This is a genomic window from Microbacterium sp. Y356 (assembly GCF_059445355.1).
Map to the genome: position 1 here is coordinate 181,032 of NZ_JCAIUE010000002.1, position 21,319 is coordinate 202,350.

Here is a 21,319-nt window from a genome sequence, read left to right on the forward strand (position 1 = left end):
TATCGTTGCGGGCATGAAGACAGTGCCGTTCGCCTCCGCCACAGCCCCCGCCGTCGTCGCCGGAATGATGCGCATCATCGACAAGGATGACGCGCAGATCCGTGACCTCTACGAATCCGCGCGCGGAGCAGGGATCGATTTCTTCGATCACGCCGACATCTATGGTGGTCGGATGCATGCCTGCGAAGAGCGTTTCGCACAGGCTCTCGAACTGTCGGATGCCGAACGATCCGAGATCCGCCTGCAGACCAAATGCGGGATCGTTCCCGCTGACGGCTCCTTCGACTTCTCTTACGAGCACATCATCGGTCAGGTCGACGGGTCGTTGCGCGCGCTGCAGACCGACTACATCGACGTGCTCCTACTGCACCGTCCGGATGCCCTTGTCGAACCGTCAGAGGTCGCTCGTGCGTTCGACGAACTCGAGGCCTCCGGCAAGGTGCGCGCCTTCGGCGTCTCCAACCACACCCCACGCCAGATCGACCTGTTGCGCACCGCCGTGCGGCAGCCGCTCGTGGCCAACCAGCTCCAGCTCTCGCTCACCCAGGCGCCGATCATCGCCCAGGGGATCGCCGCAAACAGGATCGGCACCGATCAAGCGATCAGCCGAGATGGTGGTGGCATCCTGGAGTACTGCCGCATCAACGAGATCACGATCCAAGCGTGGTCGCCGATGCAAGCGGCATCGGGAGCGGGCAGCTTTGTCGGCAATCCCGAGTACCCCGAGCTGAACACGGTGCTTGAGCGACTGGCGGCCGAGCACGGCGTCACCGCCACCGGAATAGCCGTCGCCTGGATCACCCGTCACCCCGCACAGATGCAGGTCGTGATGGGCACAACCACTCCCGAGCGACTCGTCGCCGCAGCGGAGGGTTCAGATGTCGTGCTGAGCCGCACAGAGTGGTACGAGCTGTTCCGCGCGGCCGGCCACCTCGTACCCTGATCCGGTACGAGACTCATCCGTCGTCTAACCTGAAGTCATGCCGTTCCTGACGATTCTTGTCGTCGCGCTGATGATTATCGCGCTGATCGATGTCATCACGCGCGACAACGCCCAGGTGAAGCATCTGCCGAAGATGATGTGGATCATCCTCGTCATCTTCCTGCCGCTGATCGGCAGCATCCTCTGGTTCGCACTCGGTCGCGAGTACGCCGGGGGCGGTATTTCGATGCCGAGGATGACACGTCGAGCGGCCCGCGCGAAGACGCAGGCTCCTTCGGCGCAACACTGGGCGCCGCCCTCGGAGACTCGCACAACTGAACAGCAGATCGCAGACCTCGACCGTGAGATCGAAGAGTGGCGTATTCGTCAGGAGATCGAGAAACGCAATCAGAACCCGACGACGGGCTCAGACGCGGAGTGAGTGAGCAGCGGGCCGGTCGAATGACTCTCTGACTGCCGGTTCCAGCGTCGGGTACTCGAACGCAAATCCTGCAGCTGTCAGCTTCTCCGGCACCACCCACCGGCTCTTGAGAATCAACTCGGTTTCAGTACGGATGCCGATGGCGCCGAGCTCCAGCATCCATCGCGGCATGGGCGGGCCGAACTTCACGCCCAGCACCCGGCGCACGGTCGCCATGAAGATCTTGTTGTCGACCGGGTAGGGGGCTGCGGCGTTCACGGGGCCGTCCAGCTCTGGATGCTGCTCGACGAAGTCGATGATGCGTGCCACGTCGTCGATGTGCACCCAGCTGAAGCGCTGCCCGCCACGTTTCGCGCCGGGGAAATGCCCGGTGCTGGCGTCGCGCCTGGTCTTGGATACCGGCCACCAGCCGTCGTGCTGCGCTCCGCCGAGTCCGACCCCTGCCAGGTTCTTCAGCGGTCCGAGCACACCGCCGTGGCCCAGGACTATCGTGCTGCGCAGCGCCACTCGGCGCGTGTGGGGCAGCTCCTCGGCGAACAGCGCCTTTTCCCATGCCTTCGCGACCTCGACGGAAAAGCCGGTGCCGATATCGCCCGCCGACTCTGTCATCGGGCGGTCCTCGGCATGACGGTAGATCGTCGCGGTAGACGAGTTCACCCACAGCGCGGGTGGATTCGCTGCTGTCGCGATCGCGGTGCTGAGGGATGCCGTGGTGTCGAGACGCGAACGGAATATCTCAGCCCGGTTCTCGGGGGTGTAGCGGCAGTTCACGCTCTTGCCGGCGAGGCCGATCACGAGGGCGGCGCTATTTACTGCCTGGTCGATGCCTGCCTGGTCGCCCCAGCTCAGGTCGGCACCCGATCGGGAGATTGTGACGACCTCGCGGCCCTCGGATCGATACTTCTTCTGGAGGTGCTGTCCCATGAACCCGGACGATCCGCCAATTACGATGCGGTCTGAACTCACAGCGACTCCTTCTCGATGCGATAGCGGAAATCGCCGACGTACTCGTAGACCCGGCCGAGAAGTGGAACGTCGATCGTGACCGCCACACGCTGACGCTCGGTCACATCGTCGAAGCTCTCCGTGAGTCTCACGACGGGGGAGAAGATGCGAGGAAGGCGCACTTTGGCCTTCCCGATGCGGATCCCGACCGCGTGACTGATCATCGTCAGTGCGCCGTCGCGCACCTCACTCTCGAAGCTTGCCGCCACGATTCCGGGTTCACCGAGTTCATCGACGAGCCTGCCGTTCGCCCGCAGTGCCACCGCATCGCGCATTGTCCACGATTGACCTGGAAGCAGAAACTCCCGCTCGCTGACCGCGCGGCCGTCGACAAGTCTGTTGGTGACACGGAACGGGACGCTCAGCTGCCAGCCGGCGTAGACCACGCCGCGGTCATGGAGCGGGCGCAGCAGCGGCCAGAGCCATCGCCGAGGAGTGCCGACCCTGCTGAAGACGCCCTCGCCGACACCGATGTGCCCCTCGGGAAGAGACGAGAAGTACTGCTGCAGAGTGGGGTGCAGCTCACGCATCCGATCACCCAGCGCGCGCGCATACGGCGACTGCGAGATGTGGGTCATGCTCCGAGCCTAGAGTGGGAATGCCTCGGGGAGTGAACCCCACATCATCTCAAGAAAGAGACCGCTCGTGAGCGAACGCAACCCGATGTCCGTACCGCTGCCTCGAGTGACCCCACTGCGCGGCGGTCCAGTGCTGCGCTGGGGAGTTCTTGGCCCTGGGGGGATCGCCGAAGATTGGGTGAGTGCGGTCCATCGGCACACAGATCAGCGCGTTCACGCGGTCGCCTCGCGGTCGCAGGAACGGTCGGATGCGTTCGGGCAGCGCCACGGCATCCCGCGTCGTTATGAGGGCTATCAAGGTCTTCTTGACGATCAGGAAGTCGATGTCGTGTACATCTCAGTGCCGCACGCGCAGCATCATCCGTTGGCTCTCGCAGCGATCGCCGCGGGCAAGCACGTGCTGGTCGAGAAGCCCATTGCCCTCACCGCGGTGCAGGCAGCGGAGATCGCCGAGGCGGCCAAGGCTGCTGGCGTCTTCGCGATGGAGGCGATGTGGTCGCGCTACCTTCCGCAGTCTGACGTTCTTGCTCAGCTTCTTGAGCGCGGCGCACTAGGCGACGTTCGGTTGGTCACCGCGCACCTCGGCTGGCAGTGGGCGTATGACCCGAATCATCCCAATTTCGACCCGGCGGTCGGCGGCGGAGTGATGATCGATGCCGGCGTCTACAGCCTGTGGTTCGCACACTCTGTGCTCGGTGTTCCCACCCGCATTGACGCGTCGGGACTCCTTGCCCCGACCGGTGCCGAGACCGAAGCGCTGATCTTGTTGGAGAACGATCGCGGTGCGCGCGGCATGGTGAGTGCGTCGGCGACGGTGACGACGCCTGGGCTCGCTGCCGTATATGGGACTGCCGGCTCGGTGAACTTCGAGACGAGCTTCGTGTTTCCGGCGCGGCTGCGCTTCACGTTGAACGGCGACGAGCATGTCTGGGAGGACGAGAGCGGACTCGTCGGGAGGGACGGGCTTGCCTGGCAGGCCGCCGCGCTCGCGTCTTACGTCGCCGAGGGGCGCACGCAATCCCCGTTGCATTCGCTCGATGACTCGGTTGCTGTCCTGCGCAGCATCGACGAAGTACGTCGCCAGATCGGCAGTCTCCCCGCTGACTAGGCGGTGATTCACGGCCAGGGCGGGCATCCTCACAACCCGAGGTGATGCTCCAAAGCCTCGACGACGAGTGCGTGATCGTCCGCCTGGGCGAGGCCCGACACCGTTATGCTGCCGACCACTCCGGTGCCGGCGACGATGGCGGGAAACGAGCCGCCGTGGGCGGCATACAGTGCGCCGTCGTTCCATGGCTGCGCCAGGAAGTCGGTGCCTGACCGTTTGTGCGAGAGGCCGACGAGGTAGGAGCTTTGTCCAAAGCGCTGCACGGTGCGCGCCTTGCGCTGCGCCCACAGGTCATTGTCGAGTGAGGTTCCTGGCAGGGCCGCGTGGAACAGCACCTGCTCGCCGCGAACGATGCGGATGGTGATCGCCAGCGTGCGCTCGTGCGCCCAATCGACGAGCGTAGTGCCGATGGCCCAGGCATCCTCAAAGGAGAAATGTGGCAGCACGAGACGCTTCTCTTGCGCGTGGATCTGCGCGATCTGGTCGCTGAGCTCTTCAGTATTCATGCGTTCCTCATCTCAACCTTCGCGCAAGCGGACCAGCCGCTCGTGCCCGGTCTCTTCGAGTTCGGCGATTTTATCGCGCGACTTCAGGAAATCGGAGAACGAACGGTAGCCGAGTGCCTTCTCGCTGAACGACGGATCCATCCGGCGCATGTGCGTCTTCACGGCAGAGCTGTGCAACCACTCATCCGCGCCGGCCTTGTCATGGCCGAGGCGCAGGGCGCGCTCGAGCAGCAGGGTGGACTCCTCCTGCTCGGTGAGCTGAGGAGTCTCTACCTCGGGCTCGGCAGGCTTGGCCACTTTCTTCGCGCGCGTTCGCGTCGACTTGGGCTTCACCGGGGCTTCGGGCTCAGCATCCGCTGTCGGCTGCAGTGCAACAGGCTCGGCAGCCTGTGGCGCAGCAGGCGGAGCAGTCTGCTTGGGAGCCGGGCGCACGACACCAGGCAGGGAGTCGTATGACTCGAACTCGTCGCACGCTGCGGCCAGCGACTTCGCGGTGGAGTTGGCCACACCGACGCCGATCACATAGCGTCCGAGACGCTTGCAGCGCTGTGCGAGCGGCACGTAGTCGCTGTCGCCGCCGACGATTACGACGTGGGTGAGATCGGGCAGGCGGAACATGTCTTCGACGGCATCCACAGCGAGGCGGATGTCGGCACCGTTCTTCGCGTAGGCGGCGGCGGGGAAGAGCTGCACGAGATCGACCGCACGCGCGACGAGCTGCGAGCGATACTCGGCGTTCACCGGCGACGACCAGTCGGCGTACGCGCGGGTGAGGACCAACGTGCCGAAGGAAGCGGCGTAGTCGATGATCGCGCCGACCTCAATCATCGCGCTCTTCAGTCGCTCGGCGACCTCTGGGTCGTGCGGATTCTCGGCGATGCGCTGCCGATCTTTGCCGTACGAATTTCGACCGTGAACGCGGTCGTACCAGGAGATGACGATGTTGTCGAAGTCCAAGTAGACGGCGACGCGGGTGTCCTGTGAGTCAGCCAATTGCGCTCTCCTCGTTCGGGTAACGGACGCCGATCTGGGCGCGGATTTCATCGAGCGTTCCCATGATTGCGACGCTCTCTGCGACGGGGAGCGGCAGCAGCGTACCCGCGGTATCCCCGGCGGCTACTGCGCCCTCTGCAGCGAATGCCTGGTACTGCATGCCACGGCCGTCAGTCTCGGAGGCGTAGCTTTCGATCACGGTGCCGTCAGGACCGACGACTCGGAACGATGTCGGCGTGTACCAGACCCGGTCGATCTCGATTCGCGCTTCGGTGCCGATGATCGCGGCGGTGTTGGGGCCCGAGGCCCGGGAAGAGGACAGGCTGGTCGAGACGGCGCCGCCCTCGTGCGTCATGATCGTGGCGACCTCGGAATCCGCGCCGGTCTCCATGAGGCGCGCGGTGGCCTGGATCGAAGTCGGTGCGCCCAGGATGTCCCAGATGAAGGAGATGGGGTAGATGCCGAGATCGAGCAGCGCACCGCCGCCGAGTGCAAGTGCGTTGAGACGGTGCTCGGGGTCAGCGGTGATCCGCTGCGTGTGGTCTGCGCTCATCGCGCGGACCTCGCCCAGGGTGCCCTCTGCGAGGATCTCCCGAATGCGCACCATGTGTGGCAGATAGCGGGTCCACATGGCCTCCATCGCCAGCAGACCGCGTTCGGTGGCGATGCGCTGCAGATCTTCGGCTTCGGCGCGATTGACCGTAAACGACTTCTCCACGAGGACGTGCTTGCCGTTTTCTAGGGCGAGCTTCGCACCTGCATGATGCATCGGGTGGGGGGTGGAGACGTAGATGATATCGACGTCGGGATCGGCAACGAGCGCCTCGTACGAGGCGTGTGCGCGAGGGATGTCGAATTTCGCCGCGAACGCATCGGCGGAGGCCCCCGAGCGGGATCCCACCGCGACAAGATCGAGCCCCGCGGTGCGCAGATCGGAGGCGAAGGAGGTGGCGATGCCACCAGTGGCGAGGATTCCCCAGCGAAGACCAGTCATGTTCTCAGCGTAGCGGCGCGTGCGCTCCCCGGTTTCGCCGAACGTCAGCGTGGCGAGTTACGGCACCAGCGTGATCTTGCCGCGGGCGGCATGCGTCTCGATCAGCTCGTGGGCCTGGGCGGCATCGGCGAGCGGCAGCTCGGGGCCGAGCTCGACCTGGAAGTCTCCTGTTGCGATGAGGCCGATTGCGACGCTGCTGGCCTCGGCCCGCCAGGCGAGCTCCTGCGCGGTGAGCGGCTCAGGCGAGCCGCCGCTGAAGGCGCGGATGCCGAAGCTCGCGGCATCCGGACCGCGCACGATCGTCGCGATGCGGCTCGGGTCGGCAACTAGCTCAAGCGAGGTCTCGATCGCCTCGTCGGTGCCGATGCAATCCAATGCCACCGTGACGGCGCCGTCCGCTGCGGCGCGCACGCGGTCGGCGAGGCCTTCACCGTAGGCGACGGGAATCGCACCCAGCTCTCGCAGCTGGTCGTGGCGGGCCGGGCTCCCGGTCGCGATCACCGTAGCGCCGGCAGCGACGGCGAACTGGATCGTAGCTTGCCCGACCGCGCCGGAACCTGCGTGCACGAGCAGTGTGTCGCCCGCGGAGACGTCGAGCGATCGCACGCACTGGTATGCGGTGCCGATCGGGATCCCGAGAGCTGCGCCTTCGGCAGCGGTCACGGCGTCTGTCAATGGAGTGAGGTTCTTCGCCGCTATCGCGAGGTGCGTCGCATACGTGCCGTCGCCATCGCGGATCGCGACACGGTCACCGATGCTGAAGCCAGTCACGCCTTCGCCGAGCGAGTCGACGACGCCGGCACCGTCGAAACCGATACGACGCGGTTCGGTGATAGGCGGCATCGGACGTAGTCCGCTGCGCCGCTTCGCATCGAGCGGGTTGACACCCGCCGCTTCGATCCGCACCACGACCTGGCCAGGGCCAGCCACTGGGTCTGGGACCTCCACGAGGTGGAGGACGTCAGGGGTGCCGAGTTCTGTGTAGACGATCGCGCGAGCCATGCCGCCAGGTTACCCGCAACGAGCGAAGCCCCCGCACCGGACGGTGCGAGGGCTTCACGAGGGTCGGTGCTCAGCTGACCGGAACGATCAGACCCTTCCACGTCTCCAGGATGTACTCCTGGGTGCGCTCGTCGTTCAACAGTTCAATGAGAGCCTCGATACGGGGGTCGTCCTTCAACTCTGGGCGAGTGGCGAGCACGTTGTAGTACTTGCTGTCGTTGCCCTCGAGAAGAATCGCCTGCTCGTCCGAGAGGCCGGCTGGGATCGCGAACGACGCCGTGACGAAGGCGGCGTCGTTGTCGGGCAGTGCGAGGGCGAGCGAGGCGTTCTCGATCTCGACGAACTTCAGGTCCTTGGGGTTCTCGCTGATCTCGCCGAGCGTGGTCGCGCCATCCTCGATTTCGATGATGCCCTCGGCCGCAAGCAACTCGAGCGCACGACCCTCGTTCGTGGGGTCGTTGGGGATCGCGACACTCGCGCCGTCCTTCAGCTCGTCGAGGCTGTCGATCTTGTCGCTGTAGTACGCGGCAGCGGGCAGGTAGATGTCGCCGAGCGAGATCAGATCGTCGCCGGACTGCTCGTTGTAGGTGTCGAGGAAGGTCGAGTTCTGGAACAGGTTGGCATCGACCGAACCATCAGACAGCGCCGGGTTCGGCGTGTTGTAGTCGGTGAACTCCTGCCACTCGATCGTGAGGCCCTTTTCCTCGGCGAGGTTCTCTGAGATCCACTTCAGCATGTCGCCGGCGGGCACGGGCAGTGCGCCGACCTTCAGCGTCCCGAGGCCTTCGGAGCCGTCGGCCGCAGGAGTGGGCTCAGAGCTGGCACAGGCGGTGAGACCGAGCGCGAGGGCGCCGGCCGCGGCGATCGCGATGCCGCGCGTGAGAGAGGAGAAGGACATGGAGATGCTCCTAGTGATTGTCAGGGGTGAAGGGATGCTGAAGGGATGTTGTGATGCGGGATGCCGCGGGCTCAGGCCCCAACGGCGATGACGTCGGCGGAGTGCGATGCGCGGTTGGCGTGGTCGAGGCGGCGGGCAATCACGTTGCACGCCCACTGCACGAGCAGCACGATCACGAACAGCACGATCACGACGGCGACGATGTGCACCCAGCTGTAGCGCTGGAAGCCGTAGGTGAGCGCGACGTTTCCGAGCCCGCCACCGCCGACGACGCCGACCATGGCCGAGAAGTTGATGATCGAGGTGATCGTCGTCGCGATGCCGAGCACGAGCGCTGGCCCGGTCTCGGGAAGGATGACGCGCCGCACGAGCTGCCAACGCGTCGCGCCGAGCGAGTCGGATGCTTCCAGCAGACCCGAATCGACCTCCTTGACCGCGATCTCCACCACCCGGGCGAAGAACGGGATCGCAACGAGAGTGAGGGGGAAGATCGCCGGTCCTGTGCCGATGAACGAGCCGAGAAGCAGGCGCGTCAGCGGGATCAGGGCGATCATCAGCACGATGAACGGGACCGATCGGCCAAGGTTCACGATGAATCCGAGCAGCCGGTTGATGAAGAGGCCGGCCGCAGCGGAACCGAAGGGCGTCGCGAGGAAGCGGCCCTTCTCGGTGCCGACGAGCACGATGCCGAGGGGGAGCCCGACGAGGATCGTGATGAGGATCGCGACGCTGGTCATCCAGAGCGTTTCGAGTGTGCCCTTGAGCATGACCTCGAACAGATCGGGCCAGAAGTCGGGGGATGTGTAGTCGATCATGCTGCCTTCACCACTTCAAACGCGACGCTGTGCTCTGCGAGGAACGCCTGTGCACGAGCGAGGACTTCCGGATCCGCGGGGAAAGCGAGACGGGTGCGTCCCGCCTGAGCCCCGTTGATCGTTTCGATCGTGGCGCCGAGAATCGACACATCCAGATCGAGCGCGCGGGCGAGCATCGTGATGGTCGGCTTCTGCGCCTCTTCGCCGGCGAACGTGAGGTCGATGATCGCGGATGCCGGCATATCTGGCACGTCACCGAGAGGGAACAGATCGTGCGCGAGCCGGCTGCCTGGTGTGCGGATGAGCTCGGTCAGCGCACCCTGCTCGATGACCTTGCCGTGTTCGAGAAGAGCGGCGGCATCGCAGATCTGCTTCACGACGGCCATCTCGTGGGTGATGAGCATGATCGTGAGCCCGAGCTCCCCGGAGAGGCGGCGTAGCAGCGCCAGAATCTGTCGGGTGGTGTCAGGGTCGAGCGCGCTGGTGGCCTCATCGGAGAGCAGCACGCTCGGACGGGATGCGAGGGCGCGGGCAATACCGACGCGTTGACGCTGACCGCCGGAGAGCTGCGACGGATAGGCTCCGGCGCGTGCGGAAAGGCCCACCAGATCGAGCATCTCGAGCGCTTCCTTCGTGCGGTCGCCGCGACTGCGTCCGACGGCTTCGAGCGCGAACTCGACGTTTTGGGCGATCGTGCGGTTGCCGACCAGGTTGAAGTGCTGAAAGACCATGCCGATGCCGTGGCGCGCCCGCAACTCATTGCCGGCCAGGTGCGAGATCTTCACACCGTCAACGACGATGCTGCCCGAATCCGGGCGCTCCAGCGCATTTACGGTGCGCAGCAGCGTCGACTTGCCTGCGCCGGACTGGCCGACGACGCCGAAAATCTGACCGCGCGGAATCTCGAGCGACACGTCGTCGAGTGCGAGGGTGCCGCCGAAGGACCGGCTGACGTGCTCAATGGTGATCATGGGAATGCCAAACGCCCCTTTCGGGGAGTAGAAGTGAGGGTAGGAGACAATTCCACCTGATCGTGAGGGCAAACGCCAAATTGACGTGACGTCGTATGACGAGAAATCAGATGTCTCGCAGAACCTTTGCTATGCGCTGCGGGGAGACCGCCTGGGCGGTGCCCAGTCGCTGTGCGAAGACGCTGATGCGGAACTCTTCGAGCAACCAGCGGACCTCGACGAGCGCGGCGGAGGCTGTGGGTGCGAGGGGGATCGTGCCCCCGGCATCCTCAAACACCTTCGCCACGCGTTCGTACTCTGTCATCCGGGTGCGATCCTTACCAGGCTCGCTGGCCAGGGTCTTGATTCTGTCGAGCATTCCGTCGAGGTAGCGGGGAAAATGCGCCAGATGATCAATGCCGGACGCTGAGATGAACCCCGGATGCAGCAGCCCACTGAGTTGCGTGCGGATATCGTTCAGCGGTCCGAGCAGGGCGAGCGAGTTCTGCGACTTGATACCGCGCTCGACTTCGCGCGACTTCGTGAGAATGCGGGCAACGAGTGAGACGGTCGCGAACAGCGCATCTACCAGGGTGGCGTTCACTGCATCCCGCGCCTGGATGAACTCGGCCTCGGTGCGGATCACGCCGTCGGCACCGTGCTGCTGAAGGGCCGCGCGCACAACGGCGGCCCTGGCATCCTCGATCAGCGCCGCAGCCGACGAGTACGGCGATGCGGCCAGCGCGAGCTTCTCCTGAGAGGTGAGGTGCTCCTGCACATATGACGCAGGAGACGGAACGTTCAACAGCACCAGTCGCAGCACCCCGTCACGGGTCGCTGCCAAAGCAGCGTCCGCTGTCGCCTCGACGCGCACGGAAACCGTCTTGCCCTGGTCGACGATCGCTGGGTATCCGCGAACGACGCCGCCGGCGACCTTGGTGTCGAGAACCCCCGGCAGGTCACCGAATGTCCAGTTTGTGAGGCGGTCCTGTTCGATCGGACCGCGCGCGGATGCTGCAGCGACGGCGCTTGCATCGGGCTTCGCCCCGCCGTGATCTGCCCGGCCGTGATTTGCTCTGCCGTCGGTCTTCTCTGGACGGGCGATCGAGCGAGCGACGCTCGCCCTGGCGCGATCCGATAGCGAGCTCTGCAATTCGCTGAGATCACGCGCGGAACCTGCGACCCGGCCACGTTCATCGACGGCGCGGAAGTTCATGCGCAGGTGGCCAGGCACACGCTCATCATCGAAATCGGATGCCAAGACGGGCTGATTCGCCAGCGGTTGAATCATCCGTGCCAGTGCTTCCTTCAGCGACCGCTGCGGGAAGCCGCCGTGTCGCTCCGGCCCTTCTTCTGCCAGCGTCTCGCCGAACTTCTCTGCCCAGTCGGCCGCGGGAACGACGTGTCGGCGGATCGACTTCGGCAGAGCGCGCAAAAGTGCTGTGACAAGGTCTGCGCGGAGTCCTGGAACCTGCCAGTCGAAGCCGCGATCCTCGATCTGCGCCAGCAGTGCCAACGGCACCACGACGCTGACGCCATCATCGGCAGCTCCCGGCTCGAAACGGTAGGCGAGGCCCAGCACCTGATCGCCCTGCGTCCAGCGGGTGGGGAACTCGTTCTGGTCAGCCCGCTCGTCGTCGTCGATGAGGTCGCTTTCGCGCATGACGAGCAACTTGGGCGTCGTCTGCAACGCTTCGCCCCACCACTGCTCGAATGAGCGCACATCGAACACCTCGGCGGGGATGCGCTCATCGTAGAAGCGGAACACCTCTTCATCGCCGGCGAGGATGTCGCGACGACGCTCACGCTCTTCGAGCTTCTCGAGCCGCTTGCGCAGCTCACCGTTGCTGCGCCAGAACGCGCTGACACGCTTGTCGATCCGGCTCGGATCCCACTCGCCATCGACCAGCGCGTGCCGGACGAACAATTCGCGAGATGCCGCGCGATCGACGCGCGCGAACTGGATGCGTCGGCGTGGAATGATCTCCACTCCGAACAGCGTCACCTTCTCGAAGGCGACTGCGGCTCCGGCATCCTTGGACCAGTGCGGCTCTGACACCGACCGCTTGGCGAGGTCGCCCGCGAGCGATTCTGCCCACGCTGGGTCGATCGCAGCCACAGTGCGCGCGAAGGTGCGCGAGGTCTCGACGATCTCGGCGGACATGACAGCGCGGGGGCTCTGTTTGCGCAAGCCGGATCCAGGGAAGATCGAGAATCGGATGCCACGGGCGCCGCGATACTCAGCGATGCGACGCTTCGGATCCTTCTGGCTCTTCGCCTGGCCCTTGGGCGGCGTCTTGGTGTTTCGCTCGTCGAGAATGCCGATCTGAGACAGCAGTCCTGACAGCAGAGCGCGGTGGATCGCATCGGGGTCGGCCGCGGCGCCGCCGTTGCTCGTCGATGACGAGTCAGTCGACTTTGGTGTCTTTACTAGTGACCGCAGTTGGCGGTGCACATCGAACCACTCCCGCACACGCACATAGTTCAGATGCTCCGAGCGGCACAGTCGCCGGAAGGCGCTTGATCCGAGCTCACGCTGCTGCTCTCGCAGATGGTTCCACAGATTCAGGATCGCGAGGAAGTCGCTGGTCGGATCGGCAAAGCGCGCGTGCATCCTCTCGGCGGAATCTCGAACGGCTTGCGGTGCATCCTGTGATGGGCGTTCACGGACGTCTTGGATCGTGAGACCGGAGACGATCGCGAGTACGGCGTCCACACCGCCAGTCTTCTGCGCCTCGACCAGCATTCGTGCGAAGCGCGGGTCGATCGGCATTCGCGAGATTTCGCGTCCGGTGTTGGTGAGCCGTGGCGTATCGCGACCGAGGTCAACGGCGCCCAACTCGGTAAGCAGATCGAACGCCGCCTTGATTCCGCGGGAATCGGGGGGTGTGAGGAAAGGGAAGGCAGTGATGTCGCCGAAGCCGAGCGACAGCATCTGCAACACCACGGATGCGAGCGAAGTACGCAGGATCTCAGGCTCAGTGAACTCCGCTCGCTTGTCGAAGTCCTCTTCGCTGTAGAGACGGATCGCGATGCCATCGCTGGTGCGGCCCGCGCGACCCGAGCGTTGATTCGCCGAGGCCTGCGAGATCGCCTCGATTGGCAGTCGCTGCACCTTCGAACGGTTGCTGTAGCGCGAGATGCGTGCGGTGCCGGTGTCGATGACGTACTTGATGCCGGGGACGGTCAGGCTCGTCTCGGCGACGTTCGTGGCGAGGATGACTCGGCGCCGGACTCCGGCGACGCGGCTCTTCTCGAATACGCGGTGCTGCTCAGCAGCGGACAGGCGGCCGTATAGGGGGAGCACCTCGACGGGCGCGGATGCCGACGTGTAGGCCGCGCGCACGGCATCCGCGGCATCCCGAATCTCGGCCTCGCCTGGCAGGAACACGAGCACGTCGCCGGGGGCCTCGCGATCGAGTTCGCGGAGTGCGGTGACGATCGCGGAGACTTCGTCCTCTGTCTCGTCTTCCGCGGGCGCCCGATACCGGATCTCGACCGGGTAGGTGCGGCCGGACACCTCTATGACGGGAGCAGGGATGCCAGCAGGGGTCGCGAAGTGCTTCGCGAAGCTGACCGGATCGATTGTCGCCGAGGTGATGATGACCTTGAGATCCGGTCGCTCCGGCAGGATGCGGGTGAGGTAGCCGAGCAGGAAGTCGACGTTGAGGGAGCGCTCGTGGGCCTCATCGATGATGATCGTGTCGTAGCGGCGCAGGAGTCGGTCGCGGTGGATCTCGTTGAGCAGGATGCCGTCGGTCATCAGAGCGACGAGGGTAGATTCTGACACCTTGTCGGTGAAGCGCACCTTGTAGCCGACCGTGGTGCCGAGCTCGACCTGCAACTCTTCTGCGATCCGCTCGGCGATCGTGCGAGCGGCGAGGCGTCGAGGCTGAGTGTGCGCGATCTTCGTGCGGCCAAGCTCCAGGCAGATCTTCGGTAGCTGCGTCGTCTTGCCGGATCCGGTGGCGCCGGCGACGACGACGACCTGATTGTCGCGGATGGCGTCGGCGATCTCCTCCCTGGCGGCGCTGACGGGCAGTTCCGGGGGATAGGTGATCACGAGATCTGGTACAGGCATGGCACTTCATCGTATGACGGACGGCACCGAGTCTTGACACACAAACCAGTTTGCGGTACAAAGTTGTTTATGAGTTCACACAACGCGACACAGGAATTGGCGGCGGATGCTGCCACCGTCCGCCGCGCGTCTGCGAAGAGATGGGCGATCGGGCTCCCCGTGTTGCGCATCGGGCTCGTCGCCGCGGCGTCCACACTGACCTGGCTCATCGTCAGCGCATTCGAGAGCGGCGTAACGTTCCCGCCTCCGCCGATGATCGCAGTGGTGGCGATGCTGCCGGTCAACGTCATCTGTCTGTTGCTGGTCGCCCGGCTGCTACGCAGAGAAGGTCGCAGCATCCGCGACGTCCTCGGATTCGAGCCGCGCCGGATCCTGAAGGATCTACTCTGGGGCCTACTGTGGCTCGTCGTGATGTACCTCCCGTTCAGCGGCACGATCATGCTGGTGGTTTGGGCGCAGCACGGCGATGAGCTGTTCATCCAGATGGAGACGGTGTTCGTCGATCCGTCGGCTATCCCCACACTGAATCCCATCGCCTGGAGCATTATCGGAGTCGTCGGAGCGCTGACCTTCGCGCCGCTGAATGCGCCCGCCGAAGAGCTCGTCTACCGCGGATACTCACAGGGAATGCTCGCCCGCCGCTGGCCGACCGCTCTCGCGATCATCGTGCCGTCGATCCTGTTCGCGCTGCAGCACGTCTGGTACGCGCCGACTCCCGGAGCGACCGTCGCGTTCGTCTGCGCGTTCTTCGTGTGGGGTGTCTGCTCCGGACTGATCTACCTGCGCCAACGCCGGCTCATGCCGCTCGTCTTCGCGCACGGGCTGGTCAATCTCCTCTTCACCCTTCCTGCACTCGCGATGCCCTTCCTCTTGACACAGAACGGATTCTGAACATGACCAATGATGATGAGGTTCTCTCGCCAGCGGAGATGCTCGCGCTGGCGAGCAATCAACAGCGGAGCATAGAGGGCCAGGTGGCGTCGTTCGTCCCCGCCCTCGTGACGATGTGGGGTGTCGTCTGGTTGCTGGGATTCGGTGCTCTCTGGCTCATCGACGGCCTGAAGCCGAACTTCAGCCTTCCGCTGCCCGTGGCCGCGAGTATCTTTGTCTGCCTGTTGGTCGTCGCCATCGTGGTGTCGGCTGTGTTGGGAAGTCGTTCAGGGCGCGGTATCCGCGGCAACGCGGCATCCGCCTTCTCCGGCATCGTCTACGGATCCACGTGGACGGTCGGCAGCCTCGCGATCTTCGTCTTCGCGCAGGGGCTGGCTGTGAACGGAATGACCAGAGAACTCGCGAACATCTTCTATCCGGTCGCCTTCGTCCTTTTCGCCGGGATCATGTACATCGTGGGTGCCGCGATCTGGCAGGCCGTGCCGATGCTCATCGTCGGAGTCTGGACGGTGATCGTGGCGGTGATCGCCCCGTTCTTCGGCTACCCGACCCACTATCTCGTGCTCGCGATCGGCGGGGGCGCCGGCTTCCTCATCCTCGGGGTCGTCTCCTTCGCTCATCTGTCGCGGCTACGTCAGGCTGCGAAGGGGGTGTGACATGACTGAGCTCGATCCCGTCATCCACGCCGCAGCCCGGCTGCGCATCACCGCAGCACTCGCGACTTTGGAAGCGACTGAGAGCATCGCCTTCCCGCGACTGCAAGAACTGCTCGACATGACGGCGGGCAACCTGTCGACGCACCTACGCAAGCTGGAGGATGCCGGTTACGTCGCTGTCGAGAAGACGCACAAGGGCCGGACACCGGTCACCTACGTCGCTCTGACCAAGCAGGGGCGACGTGCATTCGAGGACTACACCGAGGCACTTCGTGCCGTACTGGGAGCAGGAACATGACACTGGCGCGATTCGAACATGTGACCCGCACTTACGGCGAACAGACTGCCGTTGACGATGTCACCCTGGAGATCGGAGCGGGTGCGATCGTCGGCCTGCTCGGTCCGAACGGTGCAGGAAAGACCACGCTGCTCTCCCTGCTGCAGGGACTGCGTCGTCCGACCAGCGGCACGGTGACGCTGTTCGGCGGCAACCCGCTGGATGCCAGGTCTCGCCGCGCGCTGGGCACGACGCCGCAGGAGACGGCGCTGCCGGAAACGCTGCGGGTCGGAGAGGTGATCGACTACGTCGGTGGTCACTTCAGCGACCGGGTTCCGACCGCACAGCTTGCCGATGAATTCGGGCTCGCTGAGTTCCTGCGCCGTCAGTGCGGGTCGCTCTCTGGTGGGCAGAAGCGCAGGGTCGCTGTTGCGCTTGCCTTCGTCGGCCGTCCGCAGTTGGTATTGCTCGATGAGCCAACGACCGGTCTGGACGTCGACGGTCGCCGCGCCCTGTGGGAAGCGATCCGCCGCCAGCATGACGCTGGAGCCACGGTGGTCGTCACCAGCCACTACCTGGAAGAGATCGAAGCACTCGCGGAGCGGGTCGTTGTTCTCGGGGGTGGCAGGGTGCTCGCGGATGACACTGTGCAGAACGTCCTTGCCAGGGTGGAGGCCAGCCAGGTGCAGCTCACCACAGCTGACGCCGCAGCCGTGGCATCCCTCCCCGGCGTCGTCCGGCATGAGCATCATGACGGGCGCGAAGTGTTGACGGTGTCGGATGCCGACGCTTTCGTTCGCGCTCTGGTTGCAGCAGGCATCGATTTCCGCGGACTCAGCGTTCGCGGCGCGACACTCGAAGAAGCCTTCCTCGCACTGACTGAAAAGGTGACCGCATGACCGCCACAGCCGCAGTATCCACCACCCCGCCATCCACCGCCAGGCTGACTCTCCTGCACGCGAAATACGGTCTCATCGAGACACTGCGCGTCCCGATCGCCGTCATCGGCTCGGTGGTGTTTCCGGCACTGGCACTGCTGTTCTTCGTCGTACCGCAGGAGGTGGTCGCGGCGAATCCTGAGTACGCCACCCAAGCGGTGATCTCGCTGTCGGTCTTCGCCGTCATGACGAACGCGCTGTTCAGTTTTGGCCTGACCATCGCGGAGAGCCGGGAGAAGCCGTGGGATCCGTATCTGCGGACGCTCCCTGCGCCTGGTCTTGCCCGCGTGTTCGCGCAGGTGCTCTCCACCGGGACGATGGGGATCGTCGCGATTCTTCCCGTCATAGCGGTCGGCGGCTTGCTCACTGCCGCGGAGGCCTCTCCGCTTCGGATTCTTGCGGGCGTCCTTGCGCTTGCCCTCGCCGCTTTGCCCTTCATGCTGCTGGGAACCGTCATCGGATACGCGATGCCGTTCAAAGCCGCAATCGCCGTGATCCAGATCGTCATGTTCGGCTTCGCATTCCTCGGTGGGCTGTTCCTGCCGCCAGTGATGTTCGCACCGTGGCTCAACGCAGTTTCGGCGTTCACGCCGTCGAGGCAGGCGCGCGAGTTCGTGATCTGGGCGGTACAGGGCGGCGACCTTCCATGGTGGGCGTGGGCCGGAATCCTGGTCTGGACCGCCATCACGCTGGCGCTCGCGCTGCTGCTGTTCCGTCGCGACCAGGGAAGACGCTATCGGTGAGCGCGGACGAGCATGGCGCCTGTCATGACAAGCCGTATGCTGAACGCATGACGATCCCCAATGTGACTCTCAACGACGGTATTTCGATCCCGCAGCTCGGCTACGGCGTGTTCAAGGTGCCGCCGGCAGACACCGAGCGTACGGTCAGCGAGGCGCTCGAGATCGGCTACCGCCACATCGACACAGCCGCGATCTACGGCAATGAATCCGGCGTCGGCGCTGCGATCGCGAAGAGTGGCATCGCTCGCGACGAGCTGTTCATCACGACCAAGCTGTGGAACGACCGCCACGAGGGTGACGAGCCGAACTCCGCGATCGCGGAGAGCCTCGAGAAGCTCGGGCTCGACCAGGTCGACTTGTACCTCGTGCACTGGCCGACGCCTGCGAAGGACAACTACGTCCATGCATTCGCGAAGCTGATCGAGCTGCGCGAACAGGGACTGACACGCAGCATCGGCGTCTCGAACTTCCTCGTCGAGCACCTTGAGCGCGTCGTCGCAGAGACCGGAGTCGTGCCGGCAGTCGATCAGATCGAGCTGCACCCGGCGTACCAGCAGCGTGAGGTTGTCGAGTGGGGTGCGGATCATGGCATGCACATCGAATCCTGGGGTCCGCTCGGTCAGGGCAAGTACGACCTGTTCGGCACTCCTGCTGTCGCAGATGCGGCCGCAGCGCACGGCAAGACTCCGGCGCAGGTCGTGCTGGGCTGGCACCTGCAGAAGGGCACCATCGTGTTCCCGAAGTCGGTGCGCGCCGAGCGTCTGCGCGAGAACCTGGACGTCTTCGACTTCACGTTGAGCGTCGCAGAGATCGCGGCGATCAACGCACTCGACCCGCTCGACGGGTCCGGCCGCGTCGGAGCGCACCCCAACGAAAACAACTGAGACGCTTCACGTCGTTGAATGACGCCCTGTGTCGCACTTTGCGTCACAGGGCGTCGTGCGTCGCTAGCGTCAGATCATGACTGCTCCTTACCGCATCGTCGCCGTGTCTGGCTCGCTTCACGAGCCCAGCAAGACGACGGCTCTGCTTACGGCGATCGCGGCTGCAATCGCCGATCGCGCGGAGGCTGAGGTGCAGTTGATAGAACTCACCGAGATCGGGCCGTCGCTTGCAGGTGCCCTGCGGCGTGAGGATCTGCCGGTGCACATTGAGGAGCAGTTGATTGCGATCGAGCAGGCTGATTTGCTCATCGTCGGCAGCCCTGTGTATCGGGCATCGTTCACTGGGCTGTTCAAGCACCTGTTCGATTTCGTCGGCCAGTACGAGCTGGTCGGCAAGCCGGTGCTGCTCGCCGCGACCGGTGGCGGCGAACGACACGCGCTCATGATCGAGCACCAGTTGCGTCCGCTGTTCGCGTTCTTCCAGGCGCTCACGCTGCCGCTCGGCGTGTACGCGAGCGACACTGACTTCGATGGTTACAAGATCGGCTCTGAGGTGCTCGCGGGGCGCATCGCGCTCGCAGCAGACCGCGCCCTGCCGCTGGTTGGCTATGCGGCATCGCGCGCTCCCGTGGCTCTCGTCGGCTGACTCGGCGTAGCGTGAGGGCATGAGCAATCGCCTCGCGGAGACACTCAGCCCCTATTTGCGTGCGCACGCCGACAACCCGGTCGATTGGTATCCGTGGGGTGCGGAGGCCTTCGCCGAAGCACAGCGTCGCGACGTGCCGCTGTTGATATCGATCGGCTACTCCACCTGCCACTGGTGCCATGTGATGGCGCGGGAATCGTTCTCTTCTCCGGAGATCGCGGGTCTCATCAACCGGGATTTCGTGGCGGTCAAGGTTGATCGGGAGGAGCATCCGGATGTCGATGGCGCCCTTATGGCGGCGGCATCCGCGTTCACGCAGAATCTCGGCTGGCCGTTGACGGTGTTCGCGACCCCACAGGGGCGCACATTCTATGCAGGCACGTATTGGCCGCCGGAAGCCCGTGCGCCGCTGCCCGCATTCCGCACTGTGTTGGGTGCGGTGCAGGAAGCGTGGACGTTGCGCCGCGAGCAGGCAGTGGAATCGGCGGATGCCGTCGCTGAAGCGCTTGCGCAGGCCGCCGTCATCACGCCGTCCGACCTGCCGTCTGCATCGGAGCTGGCCGCAGCAGCCGCGACGGTCGCCTCCCGCGAAGACACCATGTTCGGCGGATTCGGGGGCGCCCCCAAGTTTCCGGTCGCGACGACATTGAGTTTTCTGCAGCATCCGCTCGTGCGACGAGGGGCGTCGGAGGTGGCAGCCTCGGCTGAGCGTGCGTTGGCAGCAATGGCGGCATCCGATCTTCGCGACCCTGTAGACGGCGGGTTCTTCCGATACGCCACGCAGCGCGATTGGACCGTGCCGCACTACGAGCGGATGCTGACGGACAACGCCCAGCTGCTGGACATCTCTGTGCGTGTTGGCGACGATGCGACCGCGCGCGGAATCGCGAGATTCCTGCTCGAGGTGCTGCAGCAGGGCGGTGGGGCGTTCGGCGCCGCACAGGACTCGGAATCATGGATCGACGGCGCGCGAAGTGAAGGCGGGTATTACCTCGCCGCTTCTCGTGAGGGACTGGAGTCGCCTGCGGTCGACGGCAAGGTCATCACCGGGTGGAATGGGCTTGCGATCGGCGCGCTCGCGCGGGCAGGTGCTGCGCTCGGTGAGCGGGAGTGGGTGGATGCCGCGGCTGAGGCGGCATCTTTCGTATCGTTGGTGAACCGTTCGTCAGAGGGTCGACTCGTGCGGGCGTCGTTGGACGGCGTGGCCTCGACCGCGGTGGCAACGCTCGCCGATGTGGGTCTTTACGCGGATGGATTGTTCGCGCTCGCGGTGGCGACCGGCGAGGCCTCGTGGGCGGTGGCGGCGCGTGAGCTGCTGGATGACATGCTCGCCGGCGGCGCTGCGGGCGACCCGGTGCTTGCGGCGCAGGGCGTGGCATTGGCTCCTGATCAGACTGATGGTGATCTGCCGTCCGGCGTCGCGGCGCTGGCGTCGGCAGCGCTGACAGCATGGCGGCTGGGTGCGGGGGAGAAGTATCGGGAGGCTGCCGATTCGCAGGTCCGCGGACACGCGGCATCCGCCCTGCAACACCCCTTCGGACATGGTTCGCTTCTCGCGGTCGCGGCGGGGCTCGTCGAACCGCCACGCCAGGTCGTCGTGGTGACGCGTGATCCTGCCGGTGGGCTTGCGACGGCATCCCGTCGTGTCGACGCCGACGTGATCGCCGTCGTGACGCCCGAGCAGGCGGGTGCTTTTGCGGATGCCGGATTCGAGCTGTTCCTCGGGAAAGACGCGGTTGAGGATCTCGTGTACGACTGCCGGGCGTTCGTATGCCGGTTGCCGACGGGGGATGCGGCGGCAATGGTGCGGAGCAGGGAATCGCTCATCTGATCGGTGTATCGGAGACGCTGAGGGCCTCTCTCTTGAAGAGACGTTGAGTGCAGTTCGTGCGGCGTGGGAGCGACGGGGTTAGTTGGCGATTCGGGTGAGTTGGATGCCGAAAAGAGTCGCGCGAGCAGATTTCTGCAGCGCGACGAAATCTTTGCTGCG

At 64.9% G+C, this 21,319-nt stretch carries 21 protein-coding genes; 11 read left to right on the plus strand and 10 right to left on the minus strand.

The features are described 5' to 3' along the window. Window positions 1-13: 13 nt before the first annotated feature. Both AC1C2Q_RS14550 and AC1C2Q_RS14555 read left to right on the plus strand, forming a co-directional pair. A complete protein-coding gene (locus AC1C2Q_RS14550; protein WP_495450694.1) occupies window positions 14-943 on the plus strand; it encodes an aldo/keto reductase in 930 nt (309 codons plus the stop codon). 37 nt (window positions 944-980) lie between these two features. Then, complete coding sequence (locus AC1C2Q_RS14555) at window positions 981-1,364, plus strand: PLD nuclease N-terminal domain-containing protein (RefSeq protein ID WP_495450695.1); 384 nt, start codon at window positions 981-983, stop codon at window positions 1,362-1,364. Here the strand turns inward: AC1C2Q_RS14555 and AC1C2Q_RS14560 are convergent. Both AC1C2Q_RS14560 and AC1C2Q_RS14565 read right to left on the minus strand, forming a co-directional pair. After that, window positions 1,350-2,330 (minus strand): epimerase, encoded by a 981-nt coding sequence (locus AC1C2Q_RS14560; RefSeq protein ID WP_495450696.1) that lies wholly within the window; start codon window positions 2,328-2,330, stop codon window positions 1,350-1,352. The genes AC1C2Q_RS14555 and AC1C2Q_RS14560 overlap by 15 nt on opposite strands. Then, window positions 2,327-2,947, minus strand: a complete 621-nt coding sequence (locus AC1C2Q_RS14565) for a DUF4166 domain-containing protein (protein ID WP_495450697.1) — start codon at window positions 2,945-2,947, stop codon at window positions 2,327-2,329. The genes AC1C2Q_RS14560 and AC1C2Q_RS14565 overlap by 4 nt, the downstream gene beginning before the upstream one ends. A gap of 67 nt (window positions 2,948-3,014) precedes the next feature. Between AC1C2Q_RS14565 and AC1C2Q_RS14570 the strand changes: the two genes are divergently transcribed. Next, complete coding sequence (locus AC1C2Q_RS14570) at window positions 3,015-4,055, plus strand: Gfo/Idh/MocA family protein (RefSeq protein WP_495450698.1); 1,041 nt, start codon at window positions 3,015-3,017, stop codon at window positions 4,053-4,055. Between the two features lie 29 nt (window positions 4,056-4,084). On the opposite strand, the gene AC1C2Q_RS14575 is transcribed toward AC1C2Q_RS14570, so the two are convergent. The 8 genes from AC1C2Q_RS14575 to hrpA all read right to left on the minus strand — a co-directional run bounded on the left by AC1C2Q_RS14575 (window position 4,085) and on the right by hrpA (window position 14,294). Then, window positions 4,085-4,561 carry a heme-degrading domain-containing protein gene (locus AC1C2Q_RS14575; RefSeq protein ID WP_495450699.1) on the minus strand — a complete coding sequence of 159 codons (477 nt, stop codon included), beginning with the start codon at window positions 4,559-4,561 and terminating at the stop codon, window positions 4,085-4,087. Window positions 4,562-4,573: 12 nt separating this feature from the next. Continuing rightward, window positions 4,574-5,554, minus strand: coding sequence for an NYN domain-containing protein (locus AC1C2Q_RS14580; RefSeq protein ID WP_495450700.1), 981 nt, complete (start codon window positions 5,552-5,554; stop codon window positions 4,574-4,576). Continuing rightward, complete coding sequence (locus AC1C2Q_RS14585) at window positions 5,547-6,548, minus strand: Gfo/Idh/MocA family protein (RefSeq protein ID WP_495450701.1); 1,002 nt, start codon at window positions 6,546-6,548, stop codon at window positions 5,547-5,549. Before AC1C2Q_RS14585 ends, AC1C2Q_RS14580 begins: the two co-directional genes overlap by 8 nt. A 57-nt stretch (window positions 6,549-6,605) precedes the next feature. Next, window positions 6,606-7,550, minus strand: coding sequence for a quinone oxidoreductase family protein (locus AC1C2Q_RS14590; protein ID WP_495450702.1), 945 nt, complete (start codon window positions 7,548-7,550; stop codon window positions 6,606-6,608). Window positions 7,551-7,620: 70 nt separating this feature from the next. Next, entirely contained in the window at window positions 7,621-8,448 is an 828-nt protein-coding gene (locus tag AC1C2Q_RS14595) for a MetQ/NlpA family ABC transporter substrate-binding protein (protein ID WP_495450703.1), read from the minus strand. A 71-nt stretch (window positions 8,449-8,519) separates the two neighbouring features. After that, entirely contained in the window at window positions 8,520-9,263 is a 744-nt protein-coding gene (locus AC1C2Q_RS14600; RefSeq protein WP_495450704.1) for a methionine ABC transporter permease, read from the minus strand. Then, complete coding sequence (locus AC1C2Q_RS14605) at window positions 9,260-10,234, minus strand: methionine ABC transporter ATP-binding protein (protein WP_495450705.1); 975 nt, start codon at window positions 10,232-10,234, stop codon at window positions 9,260-9,262. The genes AC1C2Q_RS14600 and AC1C2Q_RS14605 overlap by 4 nt, the downstream gene beginning before the upstream one ends. A gap of 106 nt (window positions 10,235-10,340) precedes the next feature. Beyond that, the gene (gene hrpA / locus AC1C2Q_RS14610; protein ID WP_495450706.1) at window positions 10,341-14,294 is read right to left on the minus strand and encodes an ATP-dependent RNA helicase HrpA; all 3,954 of its coding nucleotides are present in this window, start codon (window positions 14,292-14,294) and stop codon (window positions 10,341-10,343) included. A gap of 69 nt (window positions 14,295-14,363) precedes the next feature. On the opposite strand from hrpA, the gene AC1C2Q_RS14615 reads away from it, so the two are divergent. The 8 genes from AC1C2Q_RS14615 to AC1C2Q_RS14650 all read left to right on the plus strand — a co-directional run bounded on the left by AC1C2Q_RS14615 (window position 14,364) and on the right by AC1C2Q_RS14650 (window position 21,160). Further along, window positions 14,364-15,185, plus strand: a complete 822-nt coding sequence (locus tag AC1C2Q_RS14615; protein ID WP_495450707.1) for a CPBP family intramembrane glutamic endopeptidase — start codon at window positions 14,364-14,366, stop codon at window positions 15,183-15,185. 2 nt (window positions 15,186-15,187) lie between these two features. Then, window positions 15,188-15,841, plus strand: a complete 654-nt coding sequence (locus tag AC1C2Q_RS14620; RefSeq protein ID WP_495431980.1) for a hypothetical protein — start codon at window positions 15,188-15,190, stop codon at window positions 15,839-15,841. 1 nt (window position 15,842) lies between these two features. Beyond that, window positions 15,843-16,139, plus strand: coding sequence for a transcriptional regulator (locus AC1C2Q_RS14625; RefSeq protein ID WP_495431981.1), 297 nt, complete (start codon window positions 15,843-15,845; stop codon window positions 16,137-16,139). After that, window positions 16,136-17,017, plus strand: a complete 882-nt coding sequence (locus AC1C2Q_RS14630) for an ABC transporter ATP-binding protein (protein ID WP_495450708.1) — start codon at window positions 16,136-16,138, stop codon at window positions 17,015-17,017. Before AC1C2Q_RS14625 ends, AC1C2Q_RS14630 begins: the two co-directional genes overlap by 4 nt. Then, window positions 17,014-17,799, plus strand: a complete 786-nt coding sequence (locus AC1C2Q_RS14635; RefSeq protein WP_495450709.1) for an ABC transporter permease — start codon at window positions 17,014-17,016, stop codon at window positions 17,797-17,799. The genes AC1C2Q_RS14630 and AC1C2Q_RS14635 overlap by 4 nt, the downstream gene beginning before the upstream one ends. A 47-nt stretch (window positions 17,800-17,846) precedes the next feature. Beyond that, complete coding sequence (locus AC1C2Q_RS14640) at window positions 17,847-18,683, plus strand: aldo/keto reductase (RefSeq protein WP_495450710.1); 837 nt, start codon at window positions 17,847-17,849, stop codon at window positions 18,681-18,683. 76 nt (window positions 18,684-18,759) lie between these two features. Beyond that, on the plus strand, window positions 18,760-19,329 hold the full coding sequence (gene msuE / locus AC1C2Q_RS14645) for an FMN reductase (RefSeq protein ID WP_495431985.1): 570 nt from the start codon (window positions 18,760-18,762) through the stop codon (window positions 19,327-19,329). Window positions 19,330-19,348: 19 nt separating this feature from the next. Then, entirely contained in the window at window positions 19,349-21,160 is a 1,812-nt protein-coding gene (locus tag AC1C2Q_RS14650) for a thioredoxin domain-containing protein (protein ID WP_495450711.1), read from the plus strand. The last annotated feature ends 159 nt before the right edge of the window (window positions 21,161-21,319 follow it).